Annotated in this window: 22 protein-coding genes; 17 read left to right on the top strand and 5 right to left on the bottom strand. The window is 64.9% G+C overall.

All coding sequences use genetic code 11. The annotated features are described in order from the left end of the window. The 15 genes from ACTIF6_RS24630 to ACTIF6_RS24560 form a co-directional block, all read left to right on the top strand. Positions 1–1,402: RHS repeat-associated core domain-containing protein (locus ACTIF6_RS24630; protein WP_439590393.1), on the top strand; the 1,402-nt coding region annotated here is incomplete at its 5' end. 2 nt (positions 1,403–1,404) lie between these two features. Then, a complete protein-coding gene (locus ACTIF6_RS24625) occupies positions 1,405–1,842 on the top strand; it encodes a hypothetical protein (RefSeq protein ID WP_439590392.1) in 438 nt (145 codons plus the stop codon). Positions 1,843–1,872: 30 nt separating this feature from the next. Then, complete coding sequence (locus ACTIF6_RS24620; RefSeq protein WP_439590391.1) at positions 1,873–2,136, top strand: hypothetical protein; 264 nt, start codon at positions 1,873–1,875, stop codon at positions 2,134–2,136. 61 nt (positions 2,137–2,197) lie between these two features. After that, the gene (locus ACTIF6_RS24615; protein ID WP_439590390.1) at positions 2,198–2,554 is read left to right on the top strand and encodes a hypothetical protein; all 357 of its coding nucleotides are present in this window, start codon (positions 2,198–2,200) and stop codon (positions 2,552–2,554) included. Positions 2,555–3,407: 853 nt separating this feature from the next. Next, positions 3,408–3,983 (top strand): hypothetical protein, encoded by a 576-nt coding sequence (locus ACTIF6_RS24610; protein ID WP_439590389.1) that lies wholly within the window; start codon positions 3,408–3,410, stop codon positions 3,981–3,983. A gap of 118 nt (positions 3,984–4,101) precedes the next feature. Then, the gene (locus ACTIF6_RS24605) at positions 4,102–4,545 is read left to right on the top strand and encodes a hypothetical protein (protein ID WP_439590388.1); all 444 of its coding nucleotides are present in this window, start codon (positions 4,102–4,104) and stop codon (positions 4,543–4,545) included. A 7-nt stretch (positions 4,546–4,552) separates the two neighbouring features. Continuing rightward, the gene (locus ACTIF6_RS24600; protein ID WP_439590387.1) at positions 4,553–5,014 is read left to right on the top strand and encodes a hypothetical protein; all 462 of its coding nucleotides are present in this window, start codon (positions 4,553–4,555) and stop codon (positions 5,012–5,014) included. Positions 5,015–5,027: 13 nt separating this feature from the next. Then, complete coding sequence (locus tag ACTIF6_RS24595) at positions 5,028–7,313, top strand: cohesin domain-containing protein (RefSeq protein ID WP_439590386.1); 2,286 nt, start codon at positions 5,028–5,030, stop codon at positions 7,311–7,313. Continuing rightward, on the top strand, positions 7,310–7,792 hold the full coding sequence (locus ACTIF6_RS24590) for a type II secretion system protein (protein ID WP_439590385.1): 483 nt from the start codon (positions 7,310–7,312) through the stop codon (positions 7,790–7,792). Before ACTIF6_RS24595 ends, ACTIF6_RS24590 begins: the two co-directional genes overlap by 4 nt. Continuing rightward, complete coding sequence (locus tag ACTIF6_RS24585) at positions 7,779–8,174, top strand: prepilin-type N-terminal cleavage/methylation domain-containing protein (RefSeq protein ID WP_439590384.1); 396 nt, start codon at positions 7,779–7,781, stop codon at positions 8,172–8,174. Before ACTIF6_RS24590 ends, ACTIF6_RS24585 begins: the two co-directional genes overlap by 14 nt. A gap of 4 nt (positions 8,175–8,178) precedes the next feature. Continuing rightward, a complete protein-coding gene (locus ACTIF6_RS24580) occupies positions 8,179–8,682 on the top strand; it encodes a prepilin-type N-terminal cleavage/methylation domain-containing protein (RefSeq protein ID WP_439590383.1) in 504 nt (167 codons plus the stop codon). Next, entirely contained in the window at positions 8,679–9,884 is a 1,206-nt protein-coding gene (locus tag ACTIF6_RS24575) for a type II secretion system F family protein (protein WP_439590382.1), read from the top strand. Before ACTIF6_RS24580 ends, ACTIF6_RS24575 begins: the two co-directional genes overlap by 4 nt. Continuing rightward, positions 9,881–11,368 (top strand): GspE/PulE family protein, encoded by a 1,488-nt coding sequence (locus tag ACTIF6_RS24570; protein WP_439590381.1) that lies wholly within the window; start codon positions 9,881–9,883, stop codon positions 11,366–11,368. Before ACTIF6_RS24575 ends, ACTIF6_RS24570 begins: the two co-directional genes overlap by 4 nt. Beyond that, positions 11,349–12,020, top strand: a complete 672-nt coding sequence (locus tag ACTIF6_RS24565) for a hypothetical protein (protein WP_439590380.1) — start codon at positions 11,349–11,351, stop codon at positions 12,018–12,020. Before ACTIF6_RS24570 ends, ACTIF6_RS24565 begins: the two co-directional genes overlap by 20 nt. Continuing rightward, positions 12,017–12,532 carry a hypothetical protein gene (locus ACTIF6_RS24560; RefSeq protein WP_439590379.1) on the top strand — a complete coding sequence of 172 codons (516 nt, stop codon included), beginning with the start codon at positions 12,017–12,019 and terminating at the stop codon, positions 12,530–12,532. Before ACTIF6_RS24565 ends, ACTIF6_RS24560 begins: the two co-directional genes overlap by 4 nt. Here ACTIF6_RS24560 and ACTIF6_RS24555 read toward each other — a convergent pair whose 3' ends face one another. Then, positions 12,533–13,558 (bottom strand): CAP domain-containing protein, encoded by a 1,026-nt coding sequence (locus ACTIF6_RS24555; protein WP_439590378.1) that lies wholly within the window; start codon positions 13,556–13,558, stop codon positions 12,533–12,535. 172 nt (positions 13,559–13,730) lie between these two features. On the opposite strand from ACTIF6_RS24555, the gene ACTIF6_RS24550 reads away from it, so the two are divergent. Further along, entirely contained in the window at positions 13,731–14,873 is a 1,143-nt protein-coding gene (locus ACTIF6_RS24550; protein WP_439590377.1) for an SGNH/GDSL hydrolase family protein, read from the top strand. Positions 14,874–14,895: 22 nt separating this feature from the next. Here ACTIF6_RS24550 and ACTIF6_RS24545 read toward each other — a convergent pair whose 3' ends face one another. From ACTIF6_RS24545 to purE, 3 genes are read right to left on the bottom strand one after another with little or no spacing between them, the layout of a single operon-like run. After that, positions 14,896–15,903 carry an L-threonylcarbamoyladenylate synthase gene (locus ACTIF6_RS24545; protein WP_439590394.1) on the bottom strand — a complete coding sequence of 336 codons (1,008 nt, stop codon included), beginning with the start codon at positions 15,901–15,903 and terminating at the stop codon, positions 14,896–14,898. 14 nt (positions 15,904–15,917) lie between these two features. After that, positions 15,918–17,156 (bottom strand): 5-(carboxyamino)imidazole ribonucleotide synthase, encoded by a 1,239-nt coding sequence (locus tag ACTIF6_RS24540; RefSeq protein ID WP_439590376.1) that lies wholly within the window; start codon positions 17,154–17,156, stop codon positions 15,918–15,920. Then, positions 17,153–17,644, bottom strand: a complete 492-nt coding sequence (purE, locus tag ACTIF6_RS24535) for a 5-(carboxyamino)imidazole ribonucleotide mutase (RefSeq protein WP_439590375.1) — start codon at positions 17,642–17,644, stop codon at positions 17,153–17,155. The genes ACTIF6_RS24540 and purE overlap by 4 nt, the downstream gene beginning before the upstream one ends. Before the next feature lie 83 nt (positions 17,645–17,727). On the opposite strand from purE, the gene trxA reads away from it, so the two are divergent. Next, on the top strand, positions 17,728–18,636 hold the full coding sequence (gene trxA, locus ACTIF6_RS24530) for a thioredoxin (protein ID WP_439590374.1): 909 nt from the start codon (positions 17,728–17,730) through the stop codon (positions 18,634–18,636). A gap of 15 nt (positions 18,637–18,651) precedes the next feature. Here the strand turns inward: trxA and ACTIF6_RS24525 are convergent, their stop codons facing one another. Next, positions 18,652–19,560: a phosphoribosylaminoimidazolesuccinocarboxamide synthase gene (locus ACTIF6_RS24525; protein WP_439590373.1), complete on the bottom strand. Its 909-nt coding sequence runs from the start codon at positions 19,558–19,560 to the stop codon at positions 18,652–18,654. Positions 19,561–19,628 lie beyond the last annotated feature (68 nt).

Below are 19,628 nucleotides of genomic sequence, written 5' to 3'. Positions count from 1 at the left end.
CGGCACCACCTGGTACTTGAACGGCACCGACAGCCAGGGCCTGACCTACGAGAAGGAAGTCAAGGCCAACGGCACCACCGAGCACAAGCACTACCTCAGTGCGGCCGGCATCACCTTCGCCTTGTATGTCAAACGCGAAGGAAACAACCTCAACGGCAAGCCTGCCACCAGCACGAGCTACTTCCACCACGACCACCTGGGCTCGATCGCCGTCATCACCGACGAGAGCGGCACCGTGGTCGAACGCTTGGCCTACGACCCCTGGGGCAAGCGCAGGAACGCCAACGGCACGCCCGATCCGCTCGATGCGCTCTACGGCGTGGCCACCGACCGCGGCTACACCATGCACGAGCACCTCGACGAGATGGGCATCGTGCACATGAACGGGCGCATCTACGACCCGCTCATCGGCCGCTTCATGAGCGCCGACCCCTTCATCCAGGCACCGGGCAACCTGCAGAGCTACAACCGCTATGCCTACGTGCTCAACAACCCGCTGGCATACACCGATCCGAGTGGCTATTTCTTCAAGAAATTCTTCAAGTCCGTGGTGATCAGAATCGCCGCCGCGGTCGCTGATGTCATGGGCTGTTCGGGGTACTGCACCATGGCGGTCAATGCCTACCAGGGCTACAAGTCCGGAGGGATTGCAGGCATGGTGGTCAGCTTCATCCCTGGGGGCGATACGCTTACTTCGCAAATCGCCATATCGGCAGCGAGCGGTTGCGTGGTGGCATATGCGAACGGTGGCAACTGTGGGCGAGGGGCTGGTTCATCGCTGCTTGAATACGGCGCTAACAGCATGGGATGGCGCGCCTACGGGGCCGCTCTTGGCGGATGTCTTGCAGCTGCAAATCAGGGTGGATCGTGCCGGCATGGGGCAGGCAATGCATTTGCAGGGTATGCCGCACGTTACGTAGCTGAGGGAGTCCGCAGCGAGTTCGCGGCTTACAAGAGAGCAGAAGAACATCGCGCCAGTCTCGTTGCTGTAGCGCCAGCCGCGGCGTTCTTTGTTCCCGCGGCACTTGAAGGTTCGGCCATCCTGATGGGGTGGGTGGCAAGAGGGCTGGCGTTCACTGCCGTCGCCGACAGCATGCGGAAGCTGGTTGGCGTATTGTCTGTGGAGGGGGAGGGGACGAGCGATGCCAAGCCACCTCTCTCGGACTACAAAGACGCATTGGATAAGGTCCACGATGAGGTCGGAAAACTGCCTAAAGGGGAAGAAGGCAAATTTGGAAGCCCTCAAGCGGGCGATTCAAAGAAGGGATACCGACTAGACCCACCACACGATGGTGCTGCGCAAGGGGATGCCGAATCAAAACACCATTTCAATTGGTGGGACTACACCAACGGAAAACGAGGAAAAGGTGGGCGTAGCGGTGCCATTCCGATTGGAAACTAAATATGGAAAAGATAAAAATCGAAAACTTCTTGAAAGACCATTGCGGGAATAAGTTTCCTGAGTATGAGTCTTTGAGTAAGGTCGCTTGCTCCACTTTGGCTCAATCTATCTGCGAAAAACTTTCTTTGCCAAATTCCACGGATGGATTGACTTTGGTAAAAACCATTGACAGCATGGCAAGACCTTGTGAAGCCAAGGCAAACGCCAGCGAGAATTTCGATCTAAATGCACTGCTTGATTCTTGCGGAATCGATGCAGAGGATGCTGTATACATAAATTGGTATCGTTATGACCAAATCGACAGACTCAAGCGCAACGATGTGTCTAACAATTTTTATGATATATGGTATCCAAATGTTGACAGCATAGATATCTTTGATGATTCTCTCAGTTGGATTCTTTTGGTGAGGCATGATGGGTATATTAAGCTGCTGCGTTGAGTTGATGCGATGGACATAAATGGGGTCGCAATGAAAGTCGATGAAATTTGCGAACGCAATTCTGAAAAGAGAACGGACCTCACTATCCACCTTTTAGACGATGAAGATGGCGATCCGCCGTCTTCTGTATTGATTGAAGGCCCCGTAAGAGCATTGCGAATGCTTGCTGAACTATTGACTGCGGTAGCGGATGAGGCTGAGACCGATGGTTTCCCAATATCTCCGTTTAGTGCTGGAAAAGCTCACTTCTCAGCGGTCTCCCAATTGGGTGTCTACATCCATCGCTTACCCTAGTTCGGGTAGATGCCAGGATAAATAGGGTCAGATAAATAGGGTCAGACTCCATTTGTTCTACATGAAGACTGAAGAAATACTGCGGCTCGCTCTTGTAGATGATCTGCTTGCTATGAACGTGCCTCTCGAAGAGGCTATTCAACGACTTTCTGAAATGAAATGGGACTATGAGGGAATGGGAGTGGAGCTAACGAGGAGGCATCTTGCGAATGTGTTGCAGCGATATCTTCGAGGTGATATTCCACAGACCTCTGTTGAGCTATGGGCAAATCGGATTGAAGGGAGAGACGATGTCCGGATTGAGCTAGATTTTAAGCAAGAAATTGAGAGTTTGCTATTTGAACTTGCTAATCCGTTGCTTACTCAGTCGCTTGACTACACGCGTGCCAAACAGCTATTGGTTGATCTAAGGCAATGAAATAAGGCGCCCAATGCGATAAATAGGTCGCGGCGGAGTCAATCCCCAAGTGCAACACTAGTTTAATGAATTCAGTGCGCGAATAGATTTTTATATTTCGATGATGATCTCAAATGCAACTTCCGTTTATAAAAATGGGGTCAGATTTCATTAATGCGTATCGTAGGCAGTCCCCGCCGGTCACCTCCATCAACGGTTGTGCCTGCCTACGGTCAGCCAGGAGGTGGTACGAAAGAACGGAAGCTCCGCATAGAAGGAGAGGGGGCCTTTAGTTCGTCTATACACAGAAAACGGCAGCGTTCAGATTGATCTGAGTGCAGAGGCGGTGATATTGGAGGCCTTGACTGCATACCGGGATGATGGGGGTGGGATCCATAACCTTGGTGATTAAGCCGCAGTGTTGAGAGCAATACTTGTTGGAGTGCGCTGATGGGCAATAACTGCGAGCAATGTGGTACCCGGCTTCGTGGCATGACGCTGTTTCACGTGTCTTGTGAGGAATGCGGCGCGAGGCATCGAGCGGTGCGGAATAAAAAATACTTCTGGCTTTCTGCTCTGTATGGCTCACTTGTCTTTTTTCTTCTTCCACTGGGATTATTAGGGCCGGGGCCATTCTGGGCAAAGATATTCATCATGCCCCTTATATATATTAGGGGAGGGATTTTGGTTGCTATTGCTACACAAAAATGGGAATTGAGGAAATAAGTTTGTTTAATTCGACTCGAACGATCTCCTTGCTCAAGGACGGCAAGCTCTTCGATGACGACCTGGCTTCTCCTTTGGAAAGTGACGGGTACCACACCGCCATCGATTTCACCGAGTGGGCCGTGCGGGAGTAAAGGGGTCTTTGCGAATGAACACGGAACACCTCTTTTCGGTGCACGCCTCCAGCTCGTCTCAGCGCCTGCTCTTGCGAGACCCTTCGGGATGCCCTGGCTTGTTTGAAAGGATGCATCGCGCGTCCTTGCTTCCTACGTGGAAACCCCTGGAATTTGCCTTCCAGCCGGCCGGCAAGAAGGGGGTATCCCTGCCGGAGATCTGCACGATTTACGCGCGCGGGATTCTGGCGATGCGGAGCGACGTGAAGGATGCGCTGTTTCCGTGGGTCGCGCTGGATGCGCATTGGGAGTTTTTGCCCATCGTGGTGGCGCAGGAGCGCTGGTGGTTGTTGAATTGTCTGGTCACGGTGACGGAGATCGACGAAGAAGGCTCCGCGGCCATGCATGCTCTGAACGGGGAGGCGGTGATGATGCAAACGCTGACGGTGTGCGATCCAAAAGCCTGGCGGCATGAGCTGTTTACCCTGGCGAGGCCTTCCTGTGCGCAACAGTTGTTCGCGCGGCCCGCGTTCAAGTCGCGCGTGGAACGGTTGCGGCTCAAAGGTCTCGAGTTCAAGCGCATGGGCAGGCTGATCGCGCAGGCGGCCTGAGCAACGGTCCCCAGATCCTCGGAGCGGTTTCTCGATGCCATTGCAGCCCCTTTCCCATCGGCCCATCGGAGTCCACTTCTTGGGAGGTCTGGTGCTTTGCGCTGCAGCTGGTGCTGCGGTGCTTTTGATCACGAATGCGAGTCAGCGATGGGTGGCGCACACGCAGCGGGCACTGGCGGACACGACGCTTCAGCTTCAAGCAGACAGACTTGCCTCCCTCGAAGGCGTGAGCGATGTGCGGCTGGCCGCGACCTGGCCGGAGCGTGTTTCTGTCGAGGCCTTGACGCAAGCCATGAGCGAGCAGGCGATCGTGAACGGGCTGGTGTTGCGCACGCTGTCCTTGTCTCATGGGGCATCCTCCGAAAGGGCCTGGGGTCGGGTGAGCCTGGAGGTGGCGGCTTCGGGCCGCTATGCCGATCTGAAGAATTGGCAGGGTGGGTTGCTGGCCCGGTTTCCTTCGCTGGCGGTGCAGTCGCTGCGGCTTCAGCCGGTGGCGGGTGGTCCCATGCCGATGGGCGGTGTCGAGGCACACATGGTCTGGGTGCTGTATGTGCGGGATTGAGCGTGTGGTGCTGACGGTCGTTGGGTCGATGGTGCTGTCGCTGGCGAGCGCGGAACCTCAATACCTGCTTCAGGCAACTGCCAACGCCATGCCGCACCACCCACTTCGCGCGGACATCCGGCCGGCGCAACGCGATCCTTTCGAACTGGCGCCTGTCGCCGCGAGCGGGCCGCCGTTGCCTCCGGTGGTGCTGCAGCCGCTCGTGCTGGAGGCCGCCCCCATTCAACCGGTGATGCCACCTCCGCCCACCCTGGCGTACGTGGGTCGCATGCGCACGGCCGATGGGCGCTGGCTGGTGATGGTCCAGCTGGAGGATGGCCGCCCCGTCGCGCTGGAGGTGGGCAAGGAGCTGGGCAACGGTTACCGGGTCGAGCGCATGTCGGACCGCGTGGTGGAGTTGCTGAACCCGCAGACGCAGCACCTGATGCAACTGGCGGTGCCCGCAGCGCCCCGCTTTGAAACCTGGTAGGTCGAACAGAACCATGACGACAAGCATTGAGGGAGAGGGCGTGCCCGTGCGCGGCTGGTGGTGGTGTCAGCCGCTGGGGGTGGGGTTGTTGTTGCTGGGTCTGGGTGGCTGCGCCCAGCAACTGATCCGCGATGAGGCCACGGCGCAGTTGCGCGAGGGGCGATACGAGTCGGCCATCAAGACCTTGCAGGATGGCGTGGTGCAGTACCCGGAGAGTGTGACGTTGCGCGCCGGGCTGGTGGCCGCACGCAGCGATGCCGTGGCGCGGCTGGTGGCGCAATCGACGCAGGAGCGTCTGCGCGGCCAGCACGATGCAGCCGCAGCCACGCTGGAGCGCGCTGGGCAACTGGATCCTGGGAACATGCGCGTGGCCGACCTGCAGGCCGATCTGGTTCACGAGCGGCGCGCTCAGGGTGTGCTGCAGTCCGCGCGCGAGATGCTGGCGGCTGGCAACCGGGGGGGCGCCTTGGCCGCGTTGCAGACGGCCTTGGCGGACATGCCGCGTCACGCCGGTCTGCAGGCGCTCAAGCGGCAACTGGACGCCGAGAATCAGGCCAGTGCGGGCGATGGTTACCGGCTGGCCCTGGCCGAGACGCGGCCAATCAGCCTGGACTTTCGCAATGCGCCGCTGTCGTCGCTGCTGGAGGCCTTGCGCGACGGCAGCGGCATCAGCTTTGTGCTGGACCGTGATGTGCCGATGGACCAGCGGGCCAGCGTGTTCATCCGCACGGCACGGGTGGAAGACGCGATCGACCTGGTGCTGGGCGCCTTTCAGCTTTCTCGCCGCATCGTGAATGCGCGCACCGTGCTGATCTACCCGAACACGCCGGAGAAACACCGCCAGCATCGCGAGCAGGTAGTGCGTGTGTTCCATCTGGCGCATGCCGAGGCCAAGACCACGGCCACGCTGTTGCAGAACATGCTGCGCATCCAGCCGCCCTTCGTGGACGAGCGCGCCAACCTGATTGCGCTGCGCGAGCCGCCCGAGATCGTGGCCCTGGCCGAACGGCTGGTGGCTCTGCACGATCAGGGTGAAGCCGAGGTGATGCTGGAGGTGGAGGTGCTGGAGGTGAAGACCTCGCGCCTCACGGAACTGGGCGTCAACTTCCCCAGCAGTTTCTCGCTCACACCACTGGCCGCGCAGGGACAGACCGGGCTCACGGTGGACAGTTTTCGCAGTCTCGATTCGAGCCGCGTGGGCCTGACGGTGGCCGGGCTGATGGTGAACCTGCGGCGCGAGGTGGGTGACTTCAACACGCTGGCCAACCCACGCATCCGCACCCGCAGCAAGCAGAAGGCCACGATCCTGATTGGCGACAAGGTGCCGGTGATCACCACCACCGCTGGTGCCAACGGCTTTGTTTCGGAGAACGTGAGCTATCTGGACGTGGGTCTGAAATTCGACGTGGAGCCCACCGTGTCGCCAGACGATGAGGTCACCATCAAGCTCGGCCTGGAGGTGAGCGCGCTGGCTGGCGAAGTGCGCACCGCCGGCGGTTCGGTGGCCTACCAGATCGGCACGCGCAATGCCAACACCACGCTGCGGCTTCGTGATGGCGAAACGCAGGTGCTGGGTGGCCTCATCAGCAACGAAGACCGCGCCACCGCCAATCGTGTGCCGGGTCTCGGAGACCTGCCTCTGGCCGGGCGCCTGTTCTCCAGCCAGAAGGACGACAGCCGCCGCACCGAACTTGTATTGGCCATCACGCCGCGCATCCTGCGCAGTGCCGCGCGACCCGATGCGGACCAGGCCGTGATGTGGGTGGGCACGGAAAACTTCACCCGGCCCCGCATGGCGCCAACGCATGCCGTGGCAAGTGCCTCAGCGCCGTCGGGGTCCGTGGTCTCGACGACGGAAAGCGCGAAGCAGAAGGCAGCGGCAGTGCCCGGGACACTGAGCGTGAGCTTGAAGGGGCCTGATCAGGTCAAGGTGGGCGATGTGTTCACCGTGGCGGTTCACGCGACCTCGGGTTTGCCGCTCAAGGGCATGCCCATGGATCTGCGCTATTCGAACAAGACCTTGCAGGTGGAGGGCATTGCCGAGGGTGCTTACTTCAAGCAATCGGAAGCGGCCAGCAGCTTCACGCATGCGGTCAACACCAGCGAAGGGCGCGTCAGCGTCGGTTTGCTCAGCAACGCAGAAGGTGGCGTGACGGGCGAGGGGGATGTGGTGCTGGTGCGCTTCAAGGTGTTGGAGGCGGGCAAGGCGGAGTTGAGCTTCCAGAAGTTCGAAGCGCTGGGCGTGAATGGTGTGGTGCCGTCCACGAGCCCGCCGGTCTGGAGCGTGCAGGTTCCATGAGGGGGAAGGGCATCCAGCGCGGCTTCACCCTCATCGAACTGCTGGTGGTGATGGGCATCCTCGGCATCCTGGCTGCGGCCATCCTGCCGCTGGGCGAGAGCCAGGTGACGGCGCAGAAGGAGCGCGAACTGCGCCGCGCGCTGTGGCAGATCCGGGATGCGATCGACGAACACAAGCGATCCGTCGACCGGGGCGAGATTGCCCGCGATGGGACCGGCTCGGGATACCCGCCCACGCTGCAGTCGCTCGCACTTGGCGTGAACGACGCCCGCTCACCCGGCAGCCCACGACAGGTCTACTTCCTGCGCCAGATCCCTCGCGATCCGTTTGCCGACCCGGCGCTGCCCGCCGAGCAGACCTGGCGCCTGCGCAGCTACGCGTCCACGCCCGATCGGCCCGAGCCCGGTGCCGACGTGTTCGACGTGCGCTCGTCGTCCGATGCCATCGCCCTGGACGGAACCCCGTATGTGTCGTGGTGAGCGTTTCTTCCTCGCCCGTGGTTTCACGCTCATCGAGCTGCTGGTCGTGCTGGCCGTGCTCGCGGTGCTGGCCGCCATCGTCACGCCGCTGTACCTGGACCGTGTGGACGATGCGCGCGAGACCGTGCTGCGGCAGAACCTGGTGGGCCTGCGCCAGACCATCGACCAGTTCCACCGCGACAAGGGCCGCTACCCCACCCAGCTCGCCGAACTGGTCGAGCAGCGCTACATCCGGGCCATTCCCGAAGATCCCATCACCCAGCGGGCGGACACCTGGGTTCTGGTGCCCACCCGGCAGGGCGACGCCCGCAGCGGCGTGTTCGACGTCAGGAGCGGTGCAATGGGCCGGGCGCGGGACGGTTCCGAGTTCCAGCAATGGTGAAGACATGAGCCGCCGACACCCGCACCCGCATCCGCCCTCGGCACGCCAGCACGGTTTCACCCTGTTGGCGGTGCTGGCTGCCATGTTCCTGCTCGCGCTGGCTTCACAGCAGGTCATGAGCGTGGTCTCGCAACAGGCCCAGCGCGATCGAGAAGCCGAACTGCTGCGCATCGGCGCGGCGTACCAGGCCGCCATCGGTGCGTACCACGACCAGTCCCCCGGCAGCGTGAAGCGCTGGCCGCCTTCGCTCGAAGCCTTGCTGGACGATCGGCGCTTCGTCACGCTGCAGCGGCACCTGCGCCGGCTCTACGCAGACCCCATCACCCGCACGAACACCTGGGGGCTGGTGCCCGCGCCCGATGGCGGCATCGCCGGCATTTACAGCCTGAGCGAGGACCGCCCCATCCGCACCGGCGGCACCGAGCTGGCCCGGCTTGGCCTGGCCGAAGCCGACCGGTACAGCGAGTGGGAATTCGTTCATCGGCCCAGCGCCGAGGTGGTGCGATGACCACCGCCGCCACCTTTCACGTGCGCAGCGTGCGCCTGGGTGATGCCACGGTGTCGGAACAGACTCTGCAGGCCACGTCTGAAACGGCCCTGCGCCAGACCCTGGCCGGGCAGGGTCTGACCGTGCTCAGCGTGAAGGCCGCCAAGGCACGCGCCTCCCATGCGGCCGCGGGCGGGCGGGGTCGCTACGCGCTGTTCTGCCGCGAAGTGGGCACGCTCATCCAGGCCGGCATGACGTTGGTGGAGGCGGTCGACACGCTCTCGGCGCGCGAGCGCCTGGCCGGCCGGCACGACAGCCTGGCCGCCCAATTGCTGCAACGCCTGCAACAAGGCACCGCGCTGTCCCAGGCGCTGGCGTCGATGCCCGGTGCACCCGCCGTGCTGGTGGCGGCTGTGCGCGCGGGTGAGCGCACCAGCGACCTGGCGCAAGCCTTGAACGACTACCTGAAGTTCGACACCCTGGTCGAGCAACTGCGGCGCAAGGTGGTCAGCGCCTCGATCTACCCCGCGTTGGTCACCACGCTGGGCGTGGGCATCTCGCTGTTCCTGCTGCTGGTGGTCATGCCCAACTTCGCGCGCATGTACACCAACCTGCGCGGCGCGGCCGGGGGCGCCACAAGCTGGATGATTGGCCTGAGCCAGTGGGTGAGCGAGCACCAGGCGGCCACGCTCGCCGCCGTGGGCCTGACCCTGCTCGCGCTGGCCTGGTGGGTCTGGCGCGGCACGGCGCGCCGGCAAGTGATGGCGCTTGCCCAGCGCCTGCCCTGGATGCGCCGGCGCATCGACGACTTCCAGCTGGCCATGATGTACCAGGCCCTGGCCCTCATGCTCAAGGGCGGCTACCCGCTCACCGAAGCCCTGGCCGTGGCCAGCCGTTCTGCGCTGGATGCGCGCCTGAGCCAAGCCCTGCAGCAGGCCCTGGGCCGCATCGCCCAGGGCAGCGCGGTGGCCCCGGCGCTGGCCGATGCCGGGCTGTGCGACGAAGTGGGCCGGCGCCTGATGGCCGCGGCCGAGCGCAACGGGCAGTTCCACCTGGCCGCCGACGTCGTCTCACGCCTGCATGGCGAGCGCTTCGAGCTCTTTGTGGAGCGCCTCACCCGCATCGTGGAGCCGGTGCTGCTGATGGCGGTGGCGCTCATGGTGGGCACCATCGTCGTGATGATGTACCTGCCGGTGTTCGATATGGCGACGAGGTTGAAATGAAGATGGAGCAACACCCTCCTGCGCCGCTGCAGCCCGCCATGGCCACGCTGTCCGATGCCGAGCTGCAGGCCGCGAAGGGCAGTGCCGTGCCGCTGGCCGGCGAGCCCCCGGGCTGGCGCCTGCAGGTGGATCAGCAGACCGTGCTGCTGTACGAAGACCCGTGGAGCCCGGGAGCGACCCAGACCTTGCTGCGCCATGCGCACCTGCAGGCGCGGCTGGGTTTGGCGCGGCCAGGGCAGGTGGCCCAACTGCGCCAGGGGGCGGGTAAAGCGGTGTCTTCGAGCGCCCCATCGGCGCAGACCAGCCCCGTGGTGGCCTTCGTCGACGCGGCCATCGCGCGCGCCTATGCCGACGGCGCGAGCGACATCCACTTCGAGACCGACCGCCAGGGCGTGCAGGTGAAATACCGGCTCGACGGCGTCATGTCGCCCGGCGAACAGCTCGCCGATCCCCAGCGGGCCGAGGAAGTGATCTCGCGCATCAAGGTGATGGCACAACTCGACATCACCGAGCGGCGCCGCCCGCAGGACGGGCGCATCCACTGGCAGCCGCCGCAGGCGGCCGATCCCATCGACCTGCGCGTGTCCATCATGCCCAGCATCTTTGGCGAAGACGCGGTGCTGCGCCTGCTGGACAAGGCACAACTGCGCCACAGCGACCATGGCGTCACGCTCGACGGCCTGGGATTCGAAGGGGCCGTGGCCCAGCGCATCCGCCATCTGGCCCGGCGGCCCCACGGCATGCTGCTCATCACCGGCCCCACCGGCAGCGGCAAGACCACCACCGTCTACGCCGCACTCACCGAGGTCAACGACGGCCTGGAGAAGATCGTCACCATCGAGGACCCGGTGGAGTACGAGCTGCCCGGCGTGCTGCAGATACCGGTGAACGAACAGAAAGGGCTCACGTTCGCCAGCGGGCTGCGCTCCATCCTGCGGCACGACCCGGACAAGATCCTGGTGGGCGAGATCCGCGATGCCGAGACCGCGCAGATCGCGGTGCAGTCGTCGCTGACCGGCCACCTGGTCTTCACCACCGTGCACGCCAACAGCCTCTTCGACGTGCTGGGGCGGTTCCAGCATTTCGGCATTGAAGCCTTTGCCCTGGCCTCCGCGCTCAATGGCGTCGTGGTGCAGCGCCTGCTGCGGCAGGTGTGCCCGCACTGTGTGGGTTGGCGCGCCACCAGCGAGCCCGAGCAAGCCCAGTTGCAGGCGCTCGGTCTGCAGGTGCCCGATCGATTGCCCAGGCCCACCGGCTGCCCGCATTGCCGCCAGACCGGCTACCGCGGCCGCTTCGTGCTGGCCGAAGTGCATGTGCTGAGTGACGCAGTGCGCGACCTCATGGTGGCCAAGGCCAGCATGACCGAGTTCAAGCAGACCGTGTACGCCAACGAGAGCGAGCGGCTGCTGGTGCAGGCCATCGCATTGGTGGCGCAGGGCCGGACAACGCTGGAGGAGGTGGGCCGTGTGGTCGGGCTGGCCTGAGCGCGTGGACGTCTACCTGGGGGTCGGCACGGTGCTGGTGAAGCGCCGCTCCCATGCCCTGGTGAGCCTGCAGCCGTCCGCCACGCTGCCGCTGGGCGACGTGCTGGCGCAGGTGGACGAGGCTTGCAGTCGGGTGAAGGGCAGACCGTGGAGCCTGCATGTGGCGCTGAGCGCTGCGCTGTGCCCGCCGGTGCCGTTCACCCTGCCCCAGGGTGTGAGGCGCTGGAGCGAAGTCATGGCTTTGGCACAGGCGGCGGCAGTGCAGGCCTGGGGGCTGCCCGCTGGTCAGGCCGACGCGCTGGTGTGCGCGCTGGACACCGGGCGCGCGGGTCTGGCCGCCGCGCTCATGAAGGGAACGCAGGATCGGCTGGTGGAATGGGCAGGACGGCATCGCGGTCATCTCGTGTCGCTGGTGCCCTTGTGGGCCGCTGCCACGCAGGCGCCAGGGTGTCGAGCCAAAGAAGTTCGACAGTTCACGTTGCACGAGCCTGGAGCGATCGCGGTGGTGCAGGATGCGGTGGCGTCGGGCGTGGCACCAACCACGCCGGGCGAAGGCATCGAGGTGCGCTTCTCCCCCGAGGTGTTGCCTGTTCAGCAGCATTGGCGAGAAGGCCCTGCGGTCTGGGCCGGTCATTGGGAGCGTTTGCCATGAAGCCGGTGCAGATCCAGTTCGTGGCCCCGCGCGCCTGGAAATTCATCTGGGCGATCACGGCGGTGGTGCTGGTCGCGCTGCTGGGCCACACCGGCTGGCGCCTGTGGCAGCAGCATCAGGTCCGGTTGGGCTTGCAGGCAGAGCTGGCGCAGCTGCAGCAACAGCTCAGGGAGCGCTCGACACCGAAGCCTGCCGTGGTCGATCCTCGTCATGCGAGCGAGCAGGCGGCGCTGCGGCTGTTGCGGCGCGACTGGAACCGCGTGTTCGATGCGGTGGAAAGTCCCGAGCTGGCGCAGGTTCGCCTGGTGCAGATGAGCGTGGATGCAGAGACGGGCGAAACCCGGCTGGAATACGAGCTGGAGAGCTTTGCCTTGACGTCAATGGTGACGGCGGCATTGAATGGCCCGGGCGCTACCACGGTGTGGCAGCTTGAGCGCGTGGACGCTGGTGCGTTTCGGCAGGTCTCGAACAGCGGGAAGGCGCGGGCAGTCTGGGCGTCCAGGCAGGATTGATCAGTCCGCCCCGGTCGTGAACGTGAACGTCTTGAGAAACGACACGCCGTTGTTCCTGCCGCTCAGGGACACCCGGTAGGTGGTGTGGGCAGTCAAGGGGGCGTCGGCGGCCACGTAACCCTGGTGCGCTCCGAACGCGCCAAGAGGGTCGTTGGCGCCCGTGATGGGTGAGCGCAGCGGCACGGGGAAGCCGCTGCTGGTGTTGGTGAGGACGGTGCTGTCGATCGTGAGCGTGCGTCCTTCCTTGAGGCTGATCATGATCGAGGTGCCCAGTGGGCTGGTCGAAAGATCGCGGCCCGGCACCGGATTCGGTTCCTCGTGGTACAGGGCTCGGGTGACGTTACTGTCGCCATCGCAGGGGTAGGTGAGCACGGTGTTGTCGTCCTGCGCAGCGGCCTGGCTGCCCGCGCTTTTCTGGTAGCCGGTGTTGAAAACGATGGCCCTGCGGCCGGCCCCCGGGTGGGTGGCGTCGGGTGCGCCGGCATCGATGGCGTTGCGAATCGCCACGCCCACATCGCGGTAGCCATCGAGCAGGGCATTGGCGTGGTAGGGCGCATTGAGCAGGCCACGCGTGCCCTGAATGCCGAAGCCGATGGTGTCGTTGCCGTCGGCGCCGCTGGTGAAGTAGGCGAGTTGCTCCGACACCGCCGCTTGCGACGCGCTGGGGAGATAGCCTGCCGCGATCATCCGGTCCAGAGGACTTGCGCCAGTGAAATGCAGGGAGCCCGTGGTTTGCTCGTGGCCGAAGGTCGCGTGGTAGGTGAGCCACCGGGCGTGCCCGGCGCTGCTGAGGTCGAGCGCTGCATGCTGGGCAAGCTGGCCATGTCCACAACGGCTGCGGATCTCGTTGAGCGTGTTGAACGCCTGCAGCTCTTCCGACAGCGCGGTGTAGGTCGGCGTGGGCACGGTGAGTTGCAGCCCGGCGTTGGTGGAAGGTGTGACGCTGGTGGCGTCTTCATTGCCGCCGCCACCGCAGCCCGCGAGTGCGAAGACCAGCGCGAGTGCGGGCAGAAGTCTGTGGTTCATGGGGTTCCCTGGTTCGCGTTGCCTCGGTGGGCCACATCGCTCAAAAGGGCGAAATGATAACAAAAGTACTCATTCAATCGGACGCGTTAACCCTCTGTGCAGCCGGATTCGGTACCGGTATCCTTCATAAAAGAACGATCGTTCTTTTAACAACAATCACCGGAGACAACCCATGTTCCTGCGCACCAGTCTGGCCGCGGCGGTGGCCGCTTTGCTTCTTGTCGCTTGCGGTGGGGGCGACGATCCCGCTCCGCAGCAACCCCGAACCTCATCGGTGAAGGTGGTGGGGGACAGCCTGAACGACAGCGGTACTTTTGGCATCAAGTTCACGGTGCAGGGCAGCCCAACGACGCCCAGCCAGATCTGGACCGACCGTGTGGCCACCGCCGTCGGTGTGACGGGACTGTGCGCTCGCTACCAGGCCACAGGGCCCAGCACGGTGGTGCTGAATCCGGCCGCCACCTCTTGCACCAGCTATGGCGTGGGCGGAGGGCGCATCAACCCCAGCGGCCTGGCGGGAGACACCACGCCGTTCTCGGTGGTGCAGCAACTCCGCGACCTGCGGACGCAGCGGCCCTACAACCCGGAAGACCTTTTGCTCGTGGACGGCGGTGGCAACGACCTGGCCGACCTGACGGGGTTGTACCTGGTGGCGGGCGGCGACATGGGCGCTGCCTTCCAGGGTCTGGCGAGTGAGTTGCTGACGCCTGCGGAGATGATGGCTGCAGGCACCCTGCCGGCGATTGGAGTTGCCTACACCACACGGTTGGCCGACGTGCTGGCGAACGCGATTACCACCGAAGCCTTGAACCGCGATGCGCAGCGCGTGGTGGTGCTCACCGCGCCCGACATCACCCGCACGCCCCGGTTCCTGGCGGTGCTCGCTGGAGTGGAGTTGGCCAATGGCCCGGTCAATGGCCCGGTCGTGGCAGCCCAGATCAAGGCCCTGGTGAAGCAGTGGGTGGTGGCGTTCAACACCCAGCTGAAAACCCGCTTCGCCGGTCACAGCCGCGTGGCGGTGGTGGACTTCTACGCCGAGTTCAACAAATGGCTGGATACCCCTGCCACCTACGGCCTGACCAACGTCACGCGGCCGGCTTGTCCCGCCACCGGCGTGGACGGCCAGGGCCTGCCCACCTACGACATTGCCAGTTGCACCGTGGGCTTCCTCAGTGCGAATCCGCCGGTGGGTGAAACCGGGCCCAACTGGTGGACGAGCTACGTGTTCTCGGACAACTTCCACGGCACGCCACGCACCAACGAGCTGATGGGCAACATCGTGGTCCAGGCGCTGGAGGCCAAGGGCTGGAAGTAACGGAAGGCTGCGCAGCGGGTGTTCAGGCCGCTGCGCGCTGAAGGCGGTCGCGCACGCCGTCCCAGGCCGCGTCGGCCGGCGGCGTTTCCACCCAGATCAGGCGCACACCGGTGGCGTCGAGTTCGCGCAGCACGGCAAAGAGTTCCTGTGCGCAGCGCGCCGCGTCCAGCGGCATGCGGCGCACGGACACGCCGCGTGACGCGCGCAGCGTGCTGTGCGCGTAGATGGCGATGTGTCGCGCGTCGCTGCCGAGCACGTCGAGCGCAGCCTGCAGGGGCTGGGTGTCCATCAACCGCACCTGGGCGCGTGGCGCGTAGTGCGATTCGAGCGTGCCCGATGCGCGTGGGGCGGCCTCGTCGCGCGAGCGCACCGGCTGACCGCAGACGGCTTCGAGTTGCGCGGTGGTGATCATGCCCGGGCGCAACAGCACCGGGTGGCCGCGTGTCGCATCGACGATGGTGGACTCGATGCCCACCGGACAGGCGCCGCCGTCAAGGATCAGCAATTCGTCTTCGGTGAGGGCGGTGAACTCCTCCGCCACGTGGGCCGCGGTGGTGGGGCTCACGCGGCCGAAGCGGTTGGCGCTGGGCGCGGCCACGCCGTTCACGCCGTGCCGTGCAGCCGCCACCAGCAACGCCTGCGCCACCGGATGGCTCGGGCAACGCAGGCCCACCGAGTCCTGTCCACCGGCGGCCACGGCGGCCACTTCGCTTCGGCGCGGGAGGATGACCGTGAGCGGGCCGGGCCAGAAGGCCTGCATGAGCGCGGCGGCAAACGCCGGCATTTCGCTCGCGTAGTGGTCCACACCGGCGCGCCAGCCCGAGGCACCCGCGCCTGCGGCCACGTGCACGATCAGCGGATGGTCGCTGGGACGGCCCTTGGCCTCGAAGATGCGGTGCACCGCCGTGGCGTTGTCGGCGTCGGCCGCGAGGCCGTACACCGTTTCGGTGGGCAGGCCCACGAGCGAGCCGGCGGCCAGGCGCTGGGCCGCGGCTTCGATGGCGCGGTCGTCGCTGGCGGGCAGCAGCAGCGGCATGTGATCGATCAGGCTTCGAGCGCTGGCAGGCCGAGCAGCGTCAGCACGTTGGCCGTCGTCTCGCGCACCTGCGCCACGCTGGGCGCCGTGATGTTCAGGTGGCCCATCTTGCGGCCGGGGCGCGCGCTGAGCTTGCCGTACAGGTGCAGGTTCGTGCCCGGCAGCGCGAGCACCTGCGCCCAGGGTGGTGATGTGGGTCGCTCGCTGCGCTGCGTGCGCACGGCGTTGGGTTTGAACCAGAGGTCGCCCAGCAGATTGACCATGATGGCCGGGCTGTGCTGGCGCGGCGTGGGCAGCGGCAGGCCGGCGAGCGCGCGCACCTGTGCCTCGAACTGCGAGATGTCGCAGGCGTTCTGCGTGTAGTGGCCGCTGTTGTGCGGGCGCGGCGCCATCTCGTTGACCACGAGGTCGAGCGCGCCTTGGGCGTTCTCCACCACGAAGTACTCCACGCACAGCACCCCCACGTAGTGCAGGTGGTTGGCAATGGCCACGGTGCTGGCCTGCGCACGCTGCGCCAGCGCCGGGTCCAGCGCGCCCTCGAACACCTCGGTCAATGCAAGGATGCCGTCGTGGTGCGTGTTCTTCTGTACGGGAAAGCTCACCGTGGCGCCGTCGGCGCCGCGCGCCACGATCACCGAGCATTCGGCGCGCAGCTTGAGCATTTTTTCCAGCACGCAGGGCACCTTGTCCATGGCGTCCCAGGCGGCGGCGAGTTCCTCGCGCGTGTTCACCCTGGCCTGGCCCTTGCCGTCGTAGCCCATGCGCGCGGTCTTCAGGATGCCGGGCAGCAGGTCGGCAGGCACGGCGGCCAGCGAGGCGTCGGTGGTGATGACCGCGTGCGGGGCCGGACTCACACCGCTGAGCGCAGCGCAATCCACGAAGTGCGCCTTCTCCTTCACGCGGTCCTGCGCCACCGCCACGCAGGCGGCCGATGGCGCCACCGTGCGTTGTGCCGCCAGCGTCTGCAGCGCCGGCGCCGGCACGTTCTCGAACTCGGTGGTGATGGCATCGCAGCGTTGCGCCAGTTGCGCCAGGCCTGCTTCGTCGGCGTAGGGCGTCTTGATGTGGTGGTGGCTGATGAGGCCTGCCGGGCTGGCCGGATCGGGGTCGAGCACGGCGGTGGTGTAGCCCATGGCCTGCGCCGCCTGCACGAACATGCGGCCGAGCTGGCCGCCACCCATCACGCCCAGCGTGACCGGTTGGCCGGCGGGCGATGTTCCGCCGGGAAGAAAGGTCTTGAGGCTCATGTCGAGGGCAGGCTCATGGCGCGGGCGGCGGCGGTCTGCTGGGCGCGGAAGGCCTCCAGCTTCTCGCGCAGCGCAACGTCGTGGCTCGCCAGCATCGCCACCGCGAACAGCGCCGCGTTGGCGGCACCCGCCGCACCGATGGCGAACGTGGCCACCGGCACACCCTTGGGCATCTGCACGATGCTGTGCAGGGAGTCGACCCCGCTCAGGTGCTTGCTGGCCACCGGCACGCCGAGCACCGGCACCACCGTCTTGGCCGCCAGCATGCCCGGCAGATGGGCCGCACCGCCGGCGCCGGCAATGATGGCCTTCAGACCCCGCGCTGCGGCGGATTCGGCATAGGCGAACATGTCGTCGGGCATGCGGTGCGCCGAGACCACCCGCGCCTCGTGCTCGATGCCGAAGTCCTGCAGGATCTGCACGGCATGCTGCATGGTGTCCCAGTCGCTGCTGGAACCCATGAGCACGCCCACTTGGATGGGATTCATGAAGGTGCGCTCTCCGGTAAAGTGTCGATTTTACGTTTGGCCTGCGCCGCCTCCGCGCGCACGCTTTCCTCAGGTTCCTCCCCATGATCAACGTCACCGTCGCCAATTTCGAAGCCGAAGTCATCCAGGCTTCGCAGCACACGCCCGTGCTGGTGGATTTCTGGGCGCCCTGGTGCGGCCCCTGCAAAGTGATCGGCCCGCTGCTGGAAAAGCTGGAAGTGGATTACGCCGGCCGGTTCAAGCTGGTCAAGATCGATTCGGACCAGGAGCAGCAACTCGCTGCGGCTTTCGGCATCCGCAGCATCCCCACCTGTGTGCTGCTCATGAATGGCCAGCCGGTCGATGGGTTCATGGGCGCGCTGCCCGAAGGCCAGATCAAGGCGTTTCTCGACAAGCACCTGCCCAGCGCCGAAGAGGTCGAGGCCGAAGAGGTGGAAGCCGAGGCGCTGGATGCGCTGGCCGAGGGCGACATCGAAGGCGCGCTGGAAAAACTCCAGCAGGCCGTGCAGACCGATCCGAACAACGACGATGCACGCTTCGACCTGGTGAAGCTCCTGCTGGAACTGGGCCAGGACGACGACGCCAAGGTGGCCTTTGCGCCCGTCATTGCCAAGGCCGCGGGCGTGCGCCGGCTGGACTCCCTGCAGCGCTGGATGGCCGCGCGCGATGCGCAGGCCAGCGTGACCGACCCCGAGGCGCGCGCGGCCGAACTGCAGACCGCCATTGCCGCGAACAAACGCGACTTCGATTCGCGCTTCGCACTCGCCCAACTGCTCATGGCTTACGGACAGTGGGTGCCCGCCATGGACGAGCTGCTGGAGATCCTGATGCGCGACAAGGCCTGGAGCGAAGACCTGGCCCGCAAGACCTTCATCGCCATCCTCGACATCATCGAACCACCCAAACCCAAGGTGGCCGAAGGCCAGGTGCCGCCGGAAGACCCGACGGTAGCGACGTACCGGCGCCGCTTGTCTTCGGTGGTTTTGAGTTAGATCCGGCGCCGGGCCTCAGCCCATCAGCCGCGTCAGCGCTTCCTGGTATTTGGCGGCGGTCTTCTCGATCACATCCTTGGGCAGGCGCGGCGCGGGCGGCGTCTTGTCCCAGGGCTTGCCGCCCACCTGAGCAGATTCCAGCCAGTCGCGCAGGAACTGCTTGTCGTAGCTGGGCGGGTTCTCGCCCACCTGGTAGCTTTCGGCCGGCCAGTAGCGCGAGCTGTCCGGCGTGAGCACCTCGTCCATGAGCACCAGCTTGCCGGCCTTGTCCAGGCCGAACTCGAACTTGGTGTCGGCAATGATGATGCCCTTCTTCAACGCGATCGCCGCCGCGGCCTTGTAGAGCGCGATCGACACGTCGCGGATCTGCGCGGCCAGTTCGGGGCCGATCATCTCGACCGTGCGCTCGAAGGTGATGTTCTCGTCGTGCTCGCCCATGGCCGCCTTGGCCGCCGGCGTGTAGATCGGCTCGGGCAGCTTCGACGCGTTCTGCAGGCCTTCGGGCAGCTTCACGCCGCAGACGGAGCGGCTTTCCTGGTACTCCTTCCAGCCGCTGCCGGCCAGGTAGCCGCGCACCACGGCTTCCACGGGAATCGGCTTCAGGCGCTGCACCAGCATCGAACGGCCCTTCACCTGCGCGACTTCCTGCGCCGAGACCACGCTCTCAGGTGCATCGCCGGTGAGGTGGATCGGGCAGATGTTCAGGCCCTTGGGACCGAGCTGGTCGAACCAGAACAACGAAAGCTTCGTCAGCAGTTCGCCCTTACCAGGAATCGGCTCACCCATGATCACGTCGAACGCGCTGATGCGGTCGCTTGCCACCATGAGGATGCGGTCGTCGCCCACGGCGTAGTTGTCGCGCACCTTGCCGCGCGCCAGCAGGGGCAGGGAGGTCAGGGCCGAAGTGTGCAGGGCTGAGGTCATGGTCGGATCGGGAAATGGCAGGCACAAGAAAAAAGCCCGTTGAAGGTCCAACGGGCTTCCGGGGGATT

The sequence above is a fragment of the Hydrogenophaga sp. genome (genome assembly GCF_051860785.1).
In the GTDB taxonomy this organism is placed as follows: domain Bacteria; phylum Pseudomonadota; class Gammaproteobacteria; order Burkholderiales; family Burkholderiaceae_C; genus Hydrogenophaga.
Note: the sequence above shows the minus strand (reverse complement) of the source record. Positions and strands in the feature narration are given on the sequence as shown.